General features: G+C 57.0%; 15 protein-coding genes. 5 read left to right on the top strand and 10 right to left on the bottom strand.

What is annotated here, in order from left to right:
- Window positions 1-168: 168 nt before the first annotated feature.
- From ACLCGK_RS01310 to ACLCGK_RS01340, 7 genes are all read right to left on the bottom strand, one after another.
- A complete protein-coding gene (locus ACLCGK_RS01310; RefSeq protein WP_410950961.1) occupies window positions 169-1704 on the bottom strand; it encodes a hypothetical protein in 1536 nt (511 codons plus the stop codon).
- Window positions 1701-3242 (bottom strand): hypothetical protein, encoded by a 1542-nt coding sequence (locus tag ACLCGK_RS01315; protein WP_410950962.1) that lies wholly within the window; start codon window positions 3240-3242, stop codon window positions 1701-1703. Before ACLCGK_RS01315 ends, ACLCGK_RS01310 begins: the two co-directional genes overlap by 4 nt.
- A complete protein-coding gene (locus ACLCGK_RS01320; protein WP_410950963.1) occupies window positions 3239-4819 on the bottom strand; it encodes a hypothetical protein in 1581 nt (526 codons plus the stop codon). Before ACLCGK_RS01320 ends, ACLCGK_RS01315 begins: the two co-directional genes overlap by 4 nt.
- A 522-nt stretch (window positions 4820-5341) precedes the next feature.
- A complete protein-coding gene (locus ACLCGK_RS01325) occupies window positions 5342-6883 on the bottom strand; it encodes a hypothetical protein (RefSeq protein ID WP_410950964.1) in 1542 nt (513 codons plus the stop codon).
- A gap of 16 nt (window positions 6884-6899) precedes the next feature.
- A complete protein-coding gene (locus ACLCGK_RS01330; RefSeq protein ID WP_410950965.1) occupies window positions 6900-8432 on the bottom strand; it encodes a hypothetical protein in 1533 nt (510 codons plus the stop codon).
- Window positions 8429-10024, bottom strand: coding sequence for a hypothetical protein (locus ACLCGK_RS01335; RefSeq protein ID WP_410950966.1), 1596 nt, complete (start codon window positions 10022-10024; stop codon window positions 8429-8431). The genes ACLCGK_RS01330 and ACLCGK_RS01335 overlap by 4 nt, the downstream gene beginning before the upstream one ends.
- A 92-nt stretch (window positions 10025-10116) precedes the next feature.
- Window positions 10117-11733, bottom strand: coding sequence for a hypothetical protein (locus tag ACLCGK_RS01340; protein WP_410950967.1), 1617 nt, complete (start codon window positions 11731-11733; stop codon window positions 10117-10119).
- Between the two features lie 136 nt (window positions 11734-11869).
- On the opposite strand from ACLCGK_RS01340, the gene ACLCGK_RS01345 reads away from it, so the two are divergent.
- Genes ACLCGK_RS01345 through ACLCGK_RS01355 form a run of 3 tightly spaced genes read left to right on the top strand, consistent with a single transcriptional unit; the run spans window position 11870 to window position 14877 of the window.
- Window positions 11870-13132 (top strand): hypothetical protein, encoded by a 1263-nt coding sequence (locus tag ACLCGK_RS01345; protein ID WP_410950968.1) that lies wholly within the window; start codon window positions 11870-11872, stop codon window positions 13130-13132.
- Window positions 13129-14208 (top strand): hypothetical protein, encoded by a 1080-nt coding sequence (locus ACLCGK_RS01350; protein WP_410950969.1) that lies wholly within the window; start codon window positions 13129-13131, stop codon window positions 14206-14208. The genes ACLCGK_RS01345 and ACLCGK_RS01350 overlap by 4 nt, the downstream gene beginning before the upstream one ends.
- Before the next feature lie 36 nt (window positions 14209-14244).
- Complete coding sequence (locus tag ACLCGK_RS01355) at window positions 14245-14877, top strand: hypothetical protein (protein WP_410950970.1); 633 nt, start codon at window positions 14245-14247, stop codon at window positions 14875-14877.
- Window positions 14878-14928: 51 nt separating this feature from the next.
- Here ACLCGK_RS01355 and ACLCGK_RS01360 read toward each other — a convergent pair whose 3' ends face one another.
- Window positions 14929-15270, bottom strand: coding sequence for a hypothetical protein (locus tag ACLCGK_RS01360; RefSeq protein WP_410950971.1), 342 nt, complete (start codon window positions 15268-15270; stop codon window positions 14929-14931).
- A 125-nt stretch (window positions 15271-15395) separates the two neighbouring features.
- On the opposite strand from ACLCGK_RS01360, the gene ACLCGK_RS01365 reads away from it, so the two are divergent.
- Window positions 15396-16004, top strand: a complete 609-nt coding sequence (locus ACLCGK_RS01365) for a hypothetical protein (protein WP_410950972.1) — start codon at window positions 15396-15398, stop codon at window positions 16002-16004.
- Window positions 16005-16136: 132 nt separating this feature from the next.
- Here ACLCGK_RS01365 and ACLCGK_RS01370 read toward each other — a convergent pair whose 3' ends face one another.
- Both ACLCGK_RS01370 and ACLCGK_RS01375 read right to left on the bottom strand, forming a co-directional pair.
- Window positions 16137-16826, bottom strand: coding sequence for an ankyrin repeat domain-containing protein (locus ACLCGK_RS01370; RefSeq protein WP_410950973.1), 690 nt, complete (start codon window positions 16824-16826; stop codon window positions 16137-16139).
- A gap of 145 nt (window positions 16827-16971) precedes the next feature.
- Window positions 16972-18432 carry a hypothetical protein gene (locus ACLCGK_RS01375; RefSeq protein WP_410950974.1) on the bottom strand — a complete coding sequence of 487 codons (1461 nt, stop codon included), beginning with the start codon at window positions 18430-18432 and terminating at the stop codon, window positions 16972-16974.
- A gap of 130 nt (window positions 18433-18562) precedes the next feature.
- On the opposite strand from ACLCGK_RS01375, the gene ACLCGK_RS01380 reads away from it, so the two are divergent.
- Entirely contained in the window at window positions 18563-19123 is a 561-nt protein-coding gene (locus ACLCGK_RS01380; RefSeq protein WP_410950975.1) for a hypothetical protein, read from the top strand.
- Window positions 19124-19126: the final 3 nt, after the last annotated feature.

The following is a 19126-nucleotide window of genomic DNA, read 5'->3' on the forward strand; positions in this document are numbered from 1 at the left end:
GCAGAAACCAAGGTAGCTGCGGATCCGGGGGACTGGAAACCGCAATACACTGGAATCAACCGATGCCATTATTACACCGGAACGGTTCCATGCCTGCCCCACGCCGAAGGTTGAAAGGGATTCAATATTGCACGAACGTCGCAGGTCGGCGCTGGATCAGATATCCAATTAAATACCCAGATCGTCCAATAGGAATTCTTCTGCAAGCGTGCCAGAGCATTGTACAGTCAAGCTCTGCAAGACCTTGCTATCCAGGCCGCAAGCCTTGAGCAGCGGATAGCTCAACAGATCATTGCGCTCCAGATATTCGACCATCCCCCCTAGCACTTCTGGCCTAGCTGCTATCAATTGCCTGATCGCTTGAAAATCTCGCCTCCCAAAGGTGTTCGAATTCACCGCGATTCGCTTACGCCCCTTCAGCGTTGACTGGGACAATTGCGCCTCAATCATCATCACCACCAGGCCCGTGATAGCTGGCGCCTCGTGCAGCTCGGGTCGCAGGTGAGGTACCAGGCATAGCAGCTCATCGGCATGGGGGTAATGCAAGCCCCCCTGCTCCAATGCCCTGGCCAACATCCTGTCAGTCATGTCACTGCGCTGATGTTCCTTGAGCAGCGAGGTCGCCAGCTTCAGCTGAGCCACCTGCTGACGAAGAATGCTTTGGGGTCGTTCACGTAGTTGTGCCCGATCGAATCCAGGCTCGACCTCAGTACCCTGGAGGAAATTGAATACTCTGCAGGGCCCCTGCAAGGTCTCTTTCGCCCAAGCGGGCAGGTGATCTTTGTCTTGATTAGGATGGCCTAGAATCTCTTCCGGGGTTACTTGCAAAGCCGCTAGATGCTCCGGCGAAGGATAGGCCAGGTTGATCATTGACTGGCGTTCAATCAAACGCTCCTCGGTGCTCGACAGAAGGTGTTCGCCGCACTGTTGCCAGGCATCAACGATCTGCATCGAAACGGGCAGCAAGTGCTCCACCACTTGGTCGCAATCGAACCCCGCCATTCTCAAGCGCAGCCCCGGATTGTAGACCAGCACCTTGAGCAGCCATCGCTGCACATCGTTGCTTGGCAATCGGCCCGTTGCCTTGAGCAAGTCATTGACCAGCGTCGGGCTCAATGGTCTCAGTGTATTGGGTTTCTGGAAGCCAGGGAAATAAGCCTCAAGGTAAATCCTTGCGGCGTGCGTCGTGACGTTCTGAGGGGAAACGAACTCACCGTGAAAACCCCTAAGCGACAGCACACTCAACAGCGCGGGGTCATGCTGCCGATCAAGCTCAAGGCTACGTAGAAAATGTTTGAGGGCAAACGCTCGGGCGTCATCCTTCAGGCCATGGTGCAAGCCATGCAGCGCCAGCAAGGCGTGGTGCGCACCTCCGGCGATGGCATGCAGAGCATCGCTGCTGACCCGGTAGCCCTGGAGCACGTCGGGATGGCCCCCATCAGCCGCCCATGCCGCTTGAACCATCGGGCTGGACAACAGTTCTGCGCGCCCCTGCTTGTCTGAGGCAACGGCATTCAACGCTTGGACTACCAGGTCGGGCTTGTACGCATGCGCTGCAAAAAGGGATGGCAGCAGGAGATGCTCATCACCCCCGATGTCATTGAGTACCCCATTGATTGCATCCAGCAATTGACGCAGCTTGGCTTTTAGCGGACTGCTGAAATGCCCAAATGGTATGGCTTGAAACAGCCCCTTGAGCTTCATAGCGCAAGGTCTGTGCACAACAAGGCTTCGCTCAAGGCCTCGGGTGCTGGTTTGCTCAGCTTGCGCAAAATCCGGCTGTCGAATCCGCACCACAGCAGGATTTCTGCATCCGGAAGCCCATGGCGCTCCAGGTGGGTCAGCAGCAAGTCACCCAGCGCTGGCGCCTGCCTGATCACCGCTGCAACGCCCAGAAACTTGTCTTTCCAGTCCATGCTCGTATCGCCAGAGGGCGCGCTGTCGCGGGCCTGGGTGGTCAGCATGACATTGAGAACGAGCAGCGCCACCTGGCCAGCCTCACCGTGCTTGTGGATGTCGAGCGCTCCGTGAAGGCTCAGCAGTACACCGATCTCAGGGGTTTTTGCGGGGCCCTGCTCCAGGAACTGCGCAAGCAACCGATCGGTGGTGTCACTGCGGCCTATTTCCGACAGCACCTCGTAGGCCTCGTCGCCATTGGCGAGGGTGCCTGCCAGCACCATGTCAATATCCAGGGGCAGCTCCAGGCGCTGGTAGTTGGCATAGATATCGCCGGCATAGCCCTGATTGAACACACACAGCGGCCCCTTGAACGTGTCCTCAAGCAGCACAGGAATGTCCTGGTCGACAAGATCAGGGTGACCCATGAGCTCGTGGGTTTGTACGTCAAACATGGCCAGGTCAGAGGCAAATGGGCTGAACAGGTTGACCAGGACTTGGCGCCGAAAGAGCGAGCTCCATTTGGCCATCTGCCGTGCTGGCAAGAGGGCGTCGAGCTGTTGCACAATCTGGTCGATTACCGGCTCCAGGTGGGCGACAATCTCGCTTTGCTGGCGCCCTTGCGCCTTGAAACGCATCCCCGGATTGTAGACGAAGTGCTTGAGCAGGAACCTTAACTCGAAAGGTTCCATGTCCGTGATTCGCCCCCAATCTTTCAGGGTGTCACTCACCAACGTGGGGCTGACCGGTAGCAGTGCTCCGCTGATGCGCTGGGCGGTCAGGAAATTGTCGACATAGACCTGCATGCCACTCGTGGAAAGATTCGAGGGGATCCAGGGTTTGCCAAGGAACCCATGCAACGACAGGCTTCCGGAGATGGATTGGTCGGCGGACAAGCCGTGCGTGTAATCCACATCGTCGTACAGATGGTGCAGGTAGTGGCTGACGCCCTTGAGGGCCAGCTCCGTGCTCTTGTAGCCGATGGCAAAGAACAGGTAATGCGCCCCGCAGCGGTAGGCATTCTTCGCATCCAGCTTTCTGTTGCTGTCGAAATCAAAGGTTCCAAGCTCCCCACCATCGAGCAGTAGCGCCGCTTGAAAGCCCAAGGAGGCAATTACCGTGCGCAGCAGCAGGCTGTCCTTACTGAGCGTCTCGACCCATTCCCGCACGACCCCCGGATTGAGTTGATAAGCATGCGCAAGGTTGCGCGCCACGGGCTCCTCTGCGCCAAGGCGTGGGTCGTGGAGCTCGGAGGCCAGTGCGACGTAGAACTTGCTCAGGCAGCCCTCGTGGATCTGACTGAACTGATCGAGGGGTACTTCGGAGAACAAGCACTGCAGTTTCATAGTCCGAGATCCCTCTCAAGGTAGTCGCTGAGCATGCTTTCAGGTGCTCGGCTGCCCAGCAGTTTCAGCTCCTTGCCGCCGAAGCCACAATAATCGAAGGTTTGGTTGCACAGGTAGAACGTTTCTACCATGATGTTCAACACCGGCTCGATCAGGCCAGGGCGAGCCCTGAACACCTGGTGAATCGGCGGCAAATCCCGTTCGCCTGCCATGGGCAGCGCCAGGCGTATGATCATCAGGGTGGCGGCGTCACCGTAGTGGCGCAGGATTTCGGGGTTGGCCAGATGGCGGATGAGTACGGGGGTAAACTGGTTGACCTCCATTCTGCACCCCACGTCCTGGAGCTGCCGAATGTGCTCAGGCAGCAGCACCTCCTCAATGATCTTGGAGTGACCATGGCAATTCAAGATCAGGTCATCATGCAGCTTCGTCGCCGAGAGGAAGCCACCAAAGGCCAAGTCCGGGTGGATCGGATAGCCTGCCGCTGACAAGAACTCGATCACCTGGGTGCCCCGATGCCGATAGGGCGTGGTGGAGGCCGCCCTGAACAGCTCCAGTGGGCCTGAGAAGGTATGCTTGAAGCAGTCCACTTTGGGATCCGTCAGCACCATGGGGTTCAGCGGTACCCCCTGAAGCTCCTCTGGCTGCGCCTGAAGCATGGCCAGCCCCTCGGGGAAGGCACTGAACAGGTTGACCAGTACCTGGCGCTCAACGGCCTTGCACAGCTGTTCCGACAGATCGATCTTGCTGAGCAGGTGCTGGATCACCGGCTTCACTGTTTCGGCGATTGACTCGCACGAGGCGCCTTCGGTGCGCATGCAGTAGCCACGATTGTAGACCAGGGTGTGGAGGGCCTTCTCGATCTGGATCGCCCGCTGGCTGTCACCCAGGGCATAAAACGGCATGCTGCCCTTTTCGCTGAGCAAGTGGTCAATGGCCTTCTCCTGGACAACCTGGTCGGCGGCGGTTCCGGGGCCGCCAATGTGTCGCAGCGCGGCGGTTTGCTCGGGGCGATAGGGGTTTTTCTCAATGTGCGCAGCAATACCTTGGTGCCAGCACACGTATTCACGCTCGATTCGTAAAGCCATGGCGCTCGACGTACACGACAGGGCGCTGATCGGGAAATGCGGCTGATGGTCGATCGATGTGGCCAGGTAACCTTCCTGCGGCGTTGCCAGCACGATGGCGTCAGCCAGTTTCAGGGTCAGGTCGCGGCGCACCTGGGGGTCGACAATGCCCATGCGAAAATGCAGGCCGTGCAAGCCGTAGTTGTAAAGTTCGTCCACCAGGCTGGAGAAGTAGCCGCTGTGCAGCATCTCCCAGTGCTGCTCAATGTCGATGCCTTCCTCAACAGCCAGCGCCACGTAATCGAGACACCCTCGCGTATTGAAAATCGGGTCAAGTAACCCCTTAACCTCAGTCAGCAAGTCAAAGTCCTCAACCTCCATGTCTGATAAAGATGCGCCAGGAGACATGCCGATCGCTTCCATAGCTTTGGCCGCAAATTGCTCCAGCGCCTGGGCCCGTTCGGGCGGAAGGATGTGCAGCGAAGCTTTGCGGAAGAGGGAGTTGCTCATGATCAGCCTGTGCCTTGAGGTCGGGTGGCGCTTCCTAGCGCCCTTTGGTACTTCAAGTCTGGCAGATCAGCGTCCTCAGGGTAAAGTTCCGACTGCCCTTTGGGTTGGCGATGGCCCTATTTACCGCTATATTGATAGCCATTCAACCGTATCGAAAGGTGAACTACCCCATGACCCCGGCCATAGGCTCAAACGCGTTAAGCCCCCTCCAGTTGGAATTAGCGGTACGAGGGATGGGTGAGCCCGGCTGGACGGGTATGCCGATTTGGGATGCCAAGGGATCACCGGACTTTCCAGGCCGCCTGCAGTTCCTGCTGCACAACCGGCTGCCCTACGCCGAATGGCTGAAGAAGCTGGGGCCTCAAGACAGGCCGCCACGCGGAAAATGCTTTCGATTTTTTGTTCAACACGCTCGGTTTCAGTAGAACTTATCCATCCCCATTGGTGTGAGCCATCCTTCGTCAGCACAATGTATGGGCCTCATCACAGCCTTGACTCATTCGATTCGCCTATCATTTAGCTTCACAGGCCCAGGTCGTCCCCCAGGTAATGCTCGGCCACGCGCTCCTGATCTTCAGCGGATAGCTTGGATAGCACGTCACTGCCGAACCCACACCATTTCAGCAGACGCTGATCCATAGGGCCCGTGCGCTGCAAATACCCCAGCACCTCGTCCCATAGTGGCGCATCATCCTGGAACTCGTCGGCGGGATGATGCCGACAGGACAGTGATTCACCCGCTGCCAGTTTCAATCTGGCATTTTCGATCAAACCGACCAAGAAGCCAAATTTAGCTGCCGTCGAATAGTTCTCGGGGGGACAAATTAGGGTGGCATAGTCAATGATCTTGCGTGCTTGAGGTGTTGATTTGTCGTGAAAATGAGGGAGGCTTGCGAACAAATTCTCCAGAGCTTTGCAGTGCCTCCACCGCGAATCGCACACAATCGCCTTGTTCGTGAACTTCGGGTTATTGAGGTGCCCGGTCAAGATGTGGTCTAGGTCAATTGGTACCCCCTTGTCTTCCAGAGACATGGCCACGTGATACGGCGTGAACGCTTCTTGTACATCCGAAATCATGAAGGCGGGGCCGTTGAACACCGTTGTCAAGTGCGAGGTCGGTCTTTGGATGATCATCGATCGAATCAATTGCCGATCATCGTCAGAAGAGGAGGCACTGAGGTGCCCGTAACACTCGGCGGTGGAGGCATCCAGATACGCCAGGTCTTCGGGGAATGCGGCCAGAGCATTGATCAACACCTGGCGATGGAACAGCGGATAGAGTCGTCCCACAGGAAGGCACTGACTGTCTCCAAAAAACTGGTCAAATATAAGATTGATCCGCTCGCTCAGTCGATGCACCACCTGATGGGTCAGATAGCCCTGGGATTTTAAACGCAGTGCTTCGTTGTACACGCACTCGCGCAGTGCCAGGCGAAGGTCTGGGGATTCCCCATTGCTTTGCTCAGTGAAATAACTCGCCACCCACCGTTTGAGTCTTTTGTCAGTGTCGACAGCGAATTCTGGATTGACGTTGAACCCCTGCAACGAGGAAAACGCTTCTCGGCGCCATGGCGAGCTCCCCAGCCACGTCAGGCTCGATAGCGCAAAGGGTGAATCCAGCAGCATAGAAATCAGGTTGTTCACGGCTTTCAAGGCCAGGGCAGGGTCTTTGAAGGGCATCTTATAGAACCAGCCATGTGCCCCCTGTCTGCACAAGCTCTCGACAAGGTTGCTCCACAGGGGCAGTGGCAGGGTCTGAGGGGTGAACTCCGCGCCGTCCAGCAGCCATACTGCCTGGAACTCGGGGCTTTCAAAGAACTTTTGACTGCGGTCACGCAATTGGCCGTGCCCCGACTTGCGCTCACCACAGACCTGGTCGAACACTTTGGGGGATTTTTCCCTCAGATCCAAGAGCGAGCCTATGCGCGGACTATCACCGAATGAACCGCCTGCAGCCCACATCAGCTCACTATTGAATTCCTGGGTCATCAATTGCATTTCAATGCTGAATTGATCGCTGAAGGCATCAGGGCTGAAATTTTTAAATACAGAGGTTAGCGACATCGTTCGATTCCGTTAATTAGAGCCCAAGATCCTGCGCCAGGTAATCTTCCTTGAGGCGGTCACTGGCCCTGGCGCCCAGCTCGTCCAGTACCCCGGCCCCAAGTTTGGCAAACGCCAGCACCTGCGCGTCCAACTGGCCATGCCGATCCAGGTAGCTTAAAAAATCGGGGATGAGCGCCGGATGCTTCTTCAGCTGAGAAGACATGTTCTTCTCGGGCTGCGAATCATCGTCCCACCACCTCCCTGCGAGGAAGTCGTGCACACGAATACCCAGGTAGCCAATTTGGGACTCGGCGGGCAGCTTCTCGAAATTGAGCAGTGAAATGTGATTGCTCAGGAATTGGGTAAGCTCGTCATCGACAGGGCCATCGGCAACAATCCGACGCAGGCATCCTTCGAGAAATTCACAGGTCTCTTTGTATTTGACCAGGGTGGGAAAACTCTCGTGCTCTTGCAGCAGTGAGAACAAGGCCTTGTTCAGATCAACCTGATAGCCTGCGTTTTCCCAGCCTTCGGCAATCACCCCCATGGAGTTATGATCGTCCGTGCCAGAAAAACTGCCCAAGGGGCCTTCCAGCGTGATCGCCAGTTGGCCTCGTGGCAGCCCCTCAAATCCTGGCTGGCCGTGAAGAGCATAATCGCTGATACCCAGTAACGCGACATCCTTGGGGAAAGGGCTGAACAGGTTGGCCAGGGCAGCAGTGTTGAATGCCTTGGCCTCCACTTCCGCAATCCTGAGACGCACACCGATGTAGGCTTCAATGGCGTCCATCACACACTGGGCAGACTGTGCAATCTCCATCGTGCCCACCCCACGGGCCTTGAGCTGCAGGTGGGGGGTGTACACCAACACATTCAGCGTCCGGCGCACTGCATAATCAACACTGGAGGGATCCTCCAGGAAACCGTGATAGACCGAGCAGGCAAGTAAGCTCAGGTCAACCGCACCAACCGGGCGCTGCGTGCCTGGGTGGAACTGATTCAGGTACAGCGCCGAGGCCATGTCGGGCTTATCCTTCAATTCCGGCGCATGTTCGAATGCCCCCAATGTGAGTCGATCGATGTCTGTCCCGAGCGCCTCGACGGTCTTGAAACAGTCCCCTGAGGGATGAAAAAGGCTGGTCAGAATCTTGCCTGCTCCAGCAAGTGACAGGTTGCTGTCCTTGAATCCAATCAGGAGCAGCGGGTGATGAGCGCCAAGATTGATGCAGTCCTCGGCCAGGTTGCGCACATACTCCTTGTCCGTAACCTGCATGAGATTGACAATGTCCGAGAGTTGGCCGCCATCGAGCACCCAAGCGGCCTGGAAGTCGAGCCTGTGCGTAGCCTCCATCCAGGCATGCCCTTGGCTGTTCAACGCCTGGATCACGGTCGCCAGCGCCGCAGACTCTTGCTGATGCAGAGCGACCAGGCTGTCAAACGACGTGTTTATGGGCGCCACTTCACCCAAGGCAAGATTGACTGCCTCCAGGAACGCCTGCTGGCCTTTTTGACTGGAAGGCTTGAATTGCTCGTGAGGTACAGTGCAGAACAACTGAGTTAGTTTCACAAGCCAAGCTCTCCACCTAAAACATGCTCCGCCAGGCTGTCTGGGGCGCGGGAGCCCAAGAGCCGCAGCTCTTTGTGATCAAACCCAAGCTCCCGGAAGACCTTTGGGGTCAGCAGGTCATTTTTCCACAAATGATCGAGCACCTGCTCAACCAACTCAGGTCGTTGGGCAAAGAGCCCTTTCAGGTGAAGCTTGGGCAAGCGGGCGAGAGCTGCCTCAGCCGCCCGCAAATCCAGGCCTGTGCGTAGGATGTTGAGTGCGGCCCGCTCGCTGTACGTGCACAGGTACTCCGGGCGCAACAACGCCCTGATGACATGGCGTGGCATCTTGTCGGCTGGACGATCCTCTGCCAGATAGGCATCCAACACGGCGGACTGGCCGCCTTCATGGTGAATGAGGGCGCTGAATTCAGGGCGATCGAACAGCAAGCCTCGGCTCGCCGTTTCAACCGTGATCGGGTAGCCGGCTGCGGTCAGGAAGTCGATCACCGAGGATGCTTTGCACTCCTCGACGGCGGACTTGTCGGCGCGGAACAATGCCACGGGCCCCATCAAGGTTTTCAGGAAGTATTGCGCATCGGGATGGGTCTTGAGCACTGGATCAAGGATCACCCCCTGCAGTTCCTCGGGCTTGGTGCCAAACATCTCCAGGCCTCGCGGGAAGGCACTGAACAAATTGATCATCACCTGGCGCTTGAGTGCTGCCGTGAACTCCGGAGAGCTTTTGAACTGCTCAAGCAGGTGGTCGATGACGGGCTCTACCTCCTCCTTGAGCTCAAAATTGCTGATAGGCATCGTGGCTTTCAAGCGGTAGCCGTAGTTGTAGACCATGGCCAGCAACCCCTGCTCGACCTGATCCGCCAGCAGGTCACGCGGCAATGTATTGGCGGCAATTTCCATTTCGTACTGCCCCCTGCCACTCATGAACTTGGCCATGCCTGTGTCCAGTGCATCAGGCTGTTCCGGCTCAAAATCGACCCGAGCACACAGGTTGAGGAGCGCGTTGAGTTCGCTCTTGGTGAACTCGTGGTCGGTGTCATCCCCTTCGAGGTCTCGCACTGCGTCGGTTGCCAGTTTCAGTTCATGGTCATAGTCCTCCATGATCAAGGAAGACAGGCTGTGCAAGGGGAATGCTAGGTCATTTGGACAGGTATCGCCGAAGTAGTCGTGGAGCTGTCGTGAAATGGTGGTGACGCCCCACTTGCGACCTTCTTCGTCGGTGAGGTTCATGCGGAAATGCAGGCTGTGAAGCCCGTGGTTCTCGATGTCTTCCCTCAGATCAGCGAAGCTGAACGGGGATTCATACTCCAGCCATTCGTCTTTGATGTCATGGGGCCTGGCGTCATTCACATACAGGGTGAAAAAGTCGAGCGCTCCACCCGCATGAATTTGCGAAAGCAGCTCGCGTCCCGCGTCTGATTCAACGAATGCGCGAAAGATGTGGGTGTGTTCCGCGCACAGTTCCTCTGCAGACTCGCACTCGTAGCCGGAAATTGCGGCAAACGCTAGCACGCCGGACGCAAAGCGCTCGAAGAGCGCTTCCCGCTCAGCCGTAAGTTCGAAGGTCTGGCCGTTCTTGAATAATTGGCTCACAAAATTCCTGCCCCTGGCTGACCAGGTCTGTAAAGGCTATTAACCCAAGTGTGGCAGAGCCGTAAATCCCACGTCCAGCGCCTGGGTAGCGGCTACAGGCCGAGGTCACCGCCAAGGATATGCTCATTCAGCGAGTCGGGCGGATTATCCAGAAGGGTCAGCTCGCGCCTACCGAACCCGCAGAGCTTGAAGGCGTGAATGCTGATCAGGTCGTCCTTCTCCAGTGCGCTAAGCACGACTGGAATCAAGTCGGCCCTGGCGGCGAAGAAGTCGCGCAAGTCGATGGCTGCGCACGCACGCCGGTAGGTCAGATACCCAGCCTCGGGACAGCTTATCTGCGCACCCGCCTTGATCAGGTTGATCACGGCACTATCGCTGTAATGTGCCAGGTATTCGGGCGTCAGCAGGCTGAGGGCTGTCCCGAACGGGGTATCGTCGAGCGTACGCGACTCACTGAAAAACGCGTCCAGAACATCAGACTTGCCTTCGGCGTGATCAATCAGATTTCCGGTCTGGCCCAGGGTGGACAGCCAACCCTTGCAGGCGATGTCGATGTGAATCGGGTAGCCGGCTGCCTGCAGGAATTCAACCACCTGAGTGGCTTTGTGCTCCTTGGGGGTAGATCGGTTGCCAGCAAACAGATGGGTAGGCCCAGCCAGGGTGTTGGCGAAAAACGCCGCGTCAGGATGGCCTCGAAGCACTGGGTCAAGAATAACCCCCTGAAGCTCTTCCGGTTGAGCGTCCAATAGGGCAAGTCCTGACGGAAATGCGCTGAACAGGTTGATCAACACCTGGCGTTTGAGTGCCTGATTGAACTCAGAGGAGGAATTGAACGGGGTCATCAGCCGGTCGATCGTAGGCTCAATCGTTTTCATCAGCTCGAAATCCGTCAGCCATGCATCACCGTGCATCGACTTCAGGTGATAACCACGATTGTAGACGAGACACTTAAACCCAAGCTCAATCATGTTCGCCAGTTTCTGCGGGTGAAGGGTCTCTTTCAGCGTGCTGTAGTCGTACATCCCCTCATAGGTCAGGAAATAGTCCACAGCACACTCAAGACTCCATGGTTTGCCCTCCGTGGTCTCAAGGCCCAGGTCAAGGAGTGCGTTCAAGTGATGTTTGTTCGCCCGTGGGACGCCATCCGCCAGCTCAGCACCCTCCTCAACATGCTTGGCGTACACAAACTCCTCCTCGTAATCCTGCTTGATCAGGCACGACATCGCCCCCAGCGGGAAGCACGGATCCTCCGTATAGGCCTCTGACTGCAGGTCAAACAGCCGCTGTGAAAGCAACTTCACCGCCGCCAGCCGGTGGTCTTGAGTGGGCATATTGCTGCGAAAATGCAAGCCATGAAGCCCGTACTGCATCAGATCCTTGCGCAGCTCATCAAGCTCAAAGCTGGCGAAATTCCGCCAGAATTCATCCACAAACTGGACGTTGTCAGCAAGCACTAGCGTGGCGATGTCCAGCACCCCGCGATCAAAAAACTGACTCAACAACTTGATGCCTTGCTGGCTTTCGATGAACTCATCATAAGCATTCACATCCCAGTCGCCATTCTCGTCCGTCATTTCAAAAACGCTTCGAAAATGCTGGAAATGCCTCCTGGCGACACCCAATGCCGCTTCAGCAAATTGACTGACCACCTGAACACGCTCGGGCTTGAGTTCAATGGAGAGGGAGGTGCCGAAAATGGGGTTTTTCATGGGCGTTCGAGTAGGTCTGTGCCGGTTGCATTGCCTTATTCTGGCAGATGCGCCTTGCCAGCGTCCATGCAGCACGAACGCAGCTGGCAACACGCTGGGAGGCCATGCTTTAATGATTTATTGAAGGAGATCTCCGATGACTCAGCCGGCATTCACCAAACAACACTTTCGCAACCAGATGAGCGTGATCCTCACCAATCTCATCGATCGCGATTGGAAATCTGCACGAGAGAACGCGCAGCAATACACCCAACACATGAACCAGGCCTTCTCAACCGGCCACCACCAGGCGGCCCTCTTCGCCCAGGAGCACCTGCAGACCCTACGTGAGCCCGTTTACACCTTTGCCAAGAAGTACAGTGGCCTGGGTAAAGAGCGCCTGTATCGCGCCTTTGTGGCGGAGCATTGCCCACTTGAGCCCTGGCTGGCTGCGCCATTCCTGCTGCATGATCACTCGGGCTCAGACAACAAGCTGGTCGACAACATCCTCAAGAATGGTTTCTTTCGGGCCAAGCACCTGGTCGATGAAGTTGAAGTGCGCAGTGAGGCCGCCCCCAGGCTCGTGCGCTCACTCGAACTCATTGACACGCTGCTGACGCACAACAATCACCAACTCGCCGCCAAGCTGATCGAAGGGCTGCTTCACGACGAAGACCTGCACGACAGCCCCTTTTCGTTCGACAATCAGGTGGTGGCGCTGCTCATCAAGGGTGGTCGAGACCTCTTCTTCAGGCAGTTCCTGGAGCGCATGGCCCCGCGCATCGAAGAAATTTGTGAATGGTCGCTAAGTACCAGCAATCGCCGAGAGCCGTGCCTGCGGGCCTCCGACAGACCCGCCCTGCGTGAACTGGCGCAACTGGGGCTGCCCAAGCTGGCACTGGACTTGTATTTGCACAGCCGCGAAGGTCTCGAAAACAGGGATGAGCTCATGCTGGCAGAGCAGGCGTTTGATACCAAACTGTCGCTCTGGATGCTCGCCTCGCTCAGCCAGAGCACCAAAAGCTTGGGCACCTTCGCCGCGTTTGTCGAGTATTTCATTCAGGATCAGGAAAACCGGTGGGTATTCGACAGTGACGATGCAGTTGAGGCGATGAATAAGATTCATGGAAGGGACTGCTGGTTTGCCCCTCCGCCAAAAGTCTGTGCCTTTGGGGACGGTCAGGGCCGGGTGGAAAACCTGAAAGCCCAGGCAGTGATCGTTCAAGAAGCCTTTGAGCGGCACAAGGCTCAGCCTGACATCGAGAGCAAGCGTGCCGAGTTCATGCGACAGTACGTGGCAAGCCATATCAAGGTTGAAGAGGAGGTAATCAAGGAGATTCGAAACCTCTACCCGCTGGAATACTTGATGGGCATACCCGGCTTCCCCGAATCGCGCCTGCAGGAGGAGCTTGGGCTGTGAACCAGCTGATCGATAAAGCCACTGGGCAGTTGAACAAGATCCTGGCCATGCAACCTCATGAAGTGGGCCCAGAAGTCATCGAGGCTCTGCTCGTCACTCTCAAGGCGGCCCATGCTCATGCCCGCTTGTTTCGCAGCGAGTCAGAGCTGCTGGGCGTGGGGCACCTGGAGCAATTACAGAAGCTGTACTTCACCCAGGGCATTCCAGCCAGGACAACCCGTCTGTTGATGGAGACTGTTGGGTGTGATCTGGATGATCAATACCTGAAATACCAATCGACGTTGCACAGTGTCGCGAATCCTGGCGTATTTTTCCCGCTACTGGTCAAGCAGCACCTGCACCTGCGCGACTTCTCACTGTATCGCTTCATCCCCCAGCTGGTGCAGCACAATGAGCACCAGTTGTTTCTCCAGTTGGCCAAAAAGTACATGGGGTTCGACGTCGGCACCTACCCGAAAGACTTCACCCAGCAGCTTTGTCGCTGGACATACGAGCTTAGCCTTGCGTGCGACGAGCCGGTGCGGATGGCGTTGGAAGCCTTCGTGTGCGACCACCATGAAAAACTGCTTGCCGGGCTCAACTTCAAATTCCTGATCGATGATCCACTGGCTCTGGGTATGGCCCAGTTCTTCAAGCGACTTGGACTGGACGGCTTGTGTGCGCGATATGCCGTGGCACAGCGAAGCTGGCCGATGGTCATGGAGCATTTCGTGGTGATGGAGGAACTCGGTCATCCCATGGAGGACACGGTAATGGCGACCCTGACGCAATCCTCTGCCGGCAGCAAGCGATTCGCCCAGGCCGCGCTGTACCTGCACCTGTCCAAACCGGGTAGCCAGTGGGCGGGCTTCGACATCCCCGAGCAGGATCAGCCCACCATGATGGCCAAGATCGCGAACAGGTTGTGGAAGGCCGAGCCTACGCTGCGCCAGCACATCGCGGCCACGGTCAACGCGTTTGCCTGCACCAGTGAACGCATGGCGGACGGCCTGATTTTGGCCAAACTCGACGCGCAGATTGCCAAGGCATGTGACGCCTTGTACGTGCGCCAACTTGAAAGCGATTTGGGACTATGAGACACCAGCATGAAATTGTCTAATGTTACCCCGCCCTTGCAAGACGACGGCACAGTTCATCCAAGCATCGCTGATCGGTACGAGACGGCCCTGGACTGGCTGCTGGGAAGGATTGGATACCAGGATGTGCAGGAGCGCAACCAGGGCGATAAACGCCTGGATCGCGCACTCATTGAGCACCTTTTCAGCCTGGTGCCCATTACCTCCATGGATGCCAAGCAACTGCAGGATGAGGATGGCCAGCGAATGTTTGCGCTTTTGCTCGAATGCCTGAGGGACGGCTATTTCCTCAGGGAGATCCAGCGCGTTTCACTGGAGAGCATCGCCGCCAATCACCCCGATGGCATCATGGCCAAAACACGGCAGGTGAATATCGGCGACAGCTATCGGACTGTGGATCGATTGCCCTCCAAAATCGACTGGCTCGACCTGCTGATTGACAAAGACCCGGCCATGGCTCTGCGCTACCTAGGCGGACTGAATCTGAAGGGCATGGGAAGCTACGTGAAAAGCTACTTCATGCCGATCGGCGAGCACCCCACCCTGCTGCATCACCTGGACAGTCAGCGAGCACTCAAGTTCTTCAAGATCTTTGGCTGGGATCAGTGCAAGCAACACATGCGCGAACAAGAGATCGCCCAGGCCCTGGAGATCGACCTGGCGCTCTGAGGAGGTGTGGGCTACTCAGAGAACAAGGATTATCCGACAGCCCGGTACCGCTCAGAGGTATTTGAAATCCAGCGTCAACGCTTCATCGAGCTTCACCCAGAAGCGCAGCTTCTTCTTCAGCACCTTGCCCTCGATCTCATGCACCAGGAAGGTGATCGAGTCAAACTGCTCGTTCCCCTGTCGGATGTAGTAGCGATCGACCGTCATGACCGTGCCTTTGGGCAAGGTGACTTGGGTGGCAAGGTTGTCCTTGGTGATCCAGTGGAATTTCTCTGCCGCGATATTCAGGTGCGCGCCGAGGGAGGCGTTACGCTCCTCATGGTGCAGGTTAAATGTCCACTTTTTGGTCAGAGCGAGCTGATCGGCCTTCAGGCGGGGGATAACGAGCTTCATGGTGATTCCCTGGGAGGTAAATTTATATGCTCGATTATTGCATATATTGATAGGTGTCGATACCGTCTACCTGAATCCCTGTTGCCACCATCGTGTTCATCCCAATCAAAGCCAGAGCGTAGAAAATGACTGCCCTTGAGCATTTTCGAACAGAAAAAATCCATGTGATAGAAACCGGTCGACCCACGTGGATCAATGTGGCTGACGGCTTGATCCCCATTGAGACGCCACGCCTTCTGTTCGAGTTGTACCGGAATCGACGGGTGGCTCTCATGATCCCGTGGATGGCTCAGGGTATGTGCACGCCCTTGCAAGAATCCTTGTGGGCGCAACACAAGGAAGTGCTCAGCCGGGCCACCACGAAACGCGACACAATTCCCTGGCTGCGCCGGGAGTTCCGCGATGTCTGGCTGGAAGTTGCCACGGGCCACAAGACGCCAGTCGACACCCCCTTTGAGATTGGCACCCTACTGAAATTGGGCGCCAGGATGCCCCCAGTCTTTGTCCTTGCTGCATGGCATTCCCCCAAAACCAGCCAGCGGCATGAGAGACAGGCGGTGTACCACATGCTGCTGGAGCGCGAGTATCGGAACAATCCCCAGGCGTTCGAAAACGTTCAACTGAGCCTCGGCCAATCCTTCATGCTTCACCTGAGTGGTTGCCTGGAGATGGATCTGGGAAGGCTGTCAGAGCCCCTTCTGGCAGAGCTGCTGGAGGGTGAGCTGGCATTGTAGCCAGGGGCCAGCCCCCATGGGGTAGCATAACGACCTGCCTGTCCGGAATTCGATTTGTTCAGGCTGCAAGCAAACGCTGAAGCACCTGACTGCGGCCTTCTCTGGGGCCCTTAAATGCATTGCGTGGTTGCTTCAGCCAATGGCCAGGTCAATCAGCATCCGGGTCAGCTCCGGGCCCAGAAGGTGCCTGGCCGTGGCACCCCGGTAGTTGGGGATATCGAGGTTGGCACCCAGTCGAAGTAGCAGTGCCTGCATCGCGATATTCGAATCCAGGATGGCCACGTGCAGCGGGGTTTCGAAGCCCCCAAGGTCATTGTTCAGGTCAGCCCCGGCATGGGCGAGCAAACGAATGATATCGCGCTCGGCACGCTCAAAATCGGCGCTCAGTCGGTCTGCGGGCAGTCGCCTGGCCTCCGCCCTCCAGATAGGGTTAAGGCGGATCTGAAGCGCCCATTGCGGATCTTTGCCAATCGCCGCGTGAACAGGCCCGCGCAAACCCGATCGACTTCGAAGATTAGGATTGGCACCATGTTGAAGCAACAGCGCCACGCCCGCCTGGTTTCGCATGGCTGCGGCAATGATCAGTGGATCTTGAGTATCTTGGGCTGGATGAACCCCGTGATTGAGCAGCTGCTTGAGCAGGACATTGTCGCCTCGACTGCAGGCGCTGCTCAAAGGGTCGGGGTGATTCTCAATGAAACGATCGAGGTAGTTCGGGTAGTGGCTGCCGGTGAGCACATCCCGAGCGCAGTGCATTGTCGAGACCACCCTTTGGGGCGCAGTGACCGTTTCAAGGGCTAAGGGGGCGGCTTCAACGCTCATGATTCGACTTCCTGTCTGCTCTTTGGCTGAATTTGGCCTGTCTTTTCCAGCATTGCTCGGGCCAGACGTGGCGCTCAGCTACTATAGCAGTCCTGTTCAGGTCAGGTGATTGGAATACACGCCCTGCTCATGGGTGTTTGCTCAGTCAACGATCATGGTCAGCACTATACGCCTGGGAGTTGCGCTGTTGTACGGCCTGAGCCGGCATCTGTTGAACGTCAGTCTGCAGGCCTGTGCCTGCCCCGCTTCTGACGGCCCCCAAGCGCTCCTGAATGCGCGCCTCAAGCCCTGCTCTGCTGGTCTGCGCTGGGGCCCTGTCGTCAAAACGCACGTTCTCGGCAATGAAGTCTTCAAGCTTTGCCCCCAACAGGCGTTCGGCACCCGGAGCTGTTGTGCGCTTGCTCCAGCTCTGGACGCTCTCGACATAGCGATCGATCTGGCTGGGCTGCTTGAAAAGCACCTTGCTGAAGTACTCATCGACCGCCCTTTCCAATCGCTCCTTGGTGACCATGGCTGCGCCAAACTCCAGCGCCAGCTGACGACCATCGCGGGTATTGTTGCGCCCCTCTTTTGAAAAGCGGCCCATCTGCCTAGCATCCACCACATGAAGCGCCGAGATAAACGCAAAGTCGTCGGCCCGCGCAATCGGCTTGGTGTACACCGCCTCGCCAAAGCCACGAACCAGGTTTGAGGTGTTGAGGAACAAGGTCGCATCGTTCTTATAGATATCGATCGAAGAGAGGATTCTCAGCCGCTCGCCTGTGTAGGCCAGTTCTGAGATAACATCCAAGACACCGGCACTGCGCATGTCAATCTCGCCTGCAGCATTCATGAAGCGCAGCTTGAAATGCTTGTTCGCCAGGGTGTTAACCTGTTCGAAGCTCATGCCTTTGAGGGTCTTGGGGTCTATGCCGTTAACGAGATTGGCCGTGGCATTGAGGGTCAGGTGCTTCAGGTCGGGCAGGCTGGCGCGAAACGGCATGACGGCCTTGCTGAACACACTCCAGTCCCCGGTCTTGCTGGCGCCCAGCAGCGCCGCAGAAAAGTCTGCATAGGTCTCGCGGATTGAGGAGTCCAGCAGGTGCAGGATGGGGGCATAGGCCGCAAAATTGGGGCTGTTCTGTAAGGCGATCAACTGCCTGTTGGACGCCTGGCTTGCATGGTTGAAGCAGTGGCTCAGCTCGTGCGCTGCCATGTAGAAGTCATAGACGTTGCGATCGACCAGCACATTCTCTTCATTCTGGTAGGACAGCTTGTAGTACACCGTGCCGGGCATACCCGGTGCATCCGCGTGCGCCTGCACAGTCACGCTACACAGAATGTTGTTGTCCTTAGTGTTCAAGCGCATGGCGCCGCCCCCGGATTGTTGGCGAATCGCCTGGCGCAGCGTGGCGGGCAAGTCCTGCTCGTTGACCATTCGCACTGAACGTCCTTCCAGGTTGACCCCGTTGAGAAGCGGAAGCTCACCGATGCTCGCTTGAAGGCTGGTTGGCGCATCTGGGTTGACCGAAGCCTGCTCGGCAAAACTGGGGGCAGCAAGGCCCAGACTGGCACACGCGACGAATGCCGCAGTGGCGAGAAACCGGGATGGGTTCTTGATTTTCATGGATATTGAAGCTCTTTTTGATTTCAGTTTATGGCGGAAGGTGATCGCTTGGCAAACAGACCGCGCCGGCCCCTTGCGATCCGAAAGCTTTATCTCTATATTGGCCGAACTCTCATTCGGGGACTGACTCATGCATATGCTCTACGATGATGAACAAAAGGCGTTCTCTGGCATCATTCTTCATGCTGGGCAGCACCGAAACATCCAGGTCTTCATCCCGACCGACGATGCGCCTGCAGACTTCTCAGCGTGCTATGAGCGCTTCAAGCGCCTCAGTGCCGCGCCTGAACTGATCTGCGAGCAGATCCAGCAATCGCTCGATGCTGCCTCCGACGAGGCGGTGTACAGCACGCTGTGCTTACTGCAAGACTCGCTGAAGGAAAGCCGCTACCGATTCGGGCAGGACGCAGAAGGGTATTCGCCGGAAAAGTACGCCGAAACCCAGGCCTGGATCGAGCAGTTTGCCGAAACGGTTGAGCACCTCAAGGCTGCCTCTCCTGCCGAGTTCAAGCATCACCTGTATTGCCACCACCTAAACCTGGGCGACGAGTCAGCAGCCGTGTTCCGCCTGCACAACATCGACCTGGACGTCTTCGTCACTGAATTGCATATGGCGCATATCGACCAGATCATGGCCCGGCTGCATGTTCCGGCCCAGGAAGGCTCGCCTACCAGAAGCCAGCTGCATTAAGTC

The organism is Pseudomonas sp. S1(2024) (assembly GCF_046557535.1).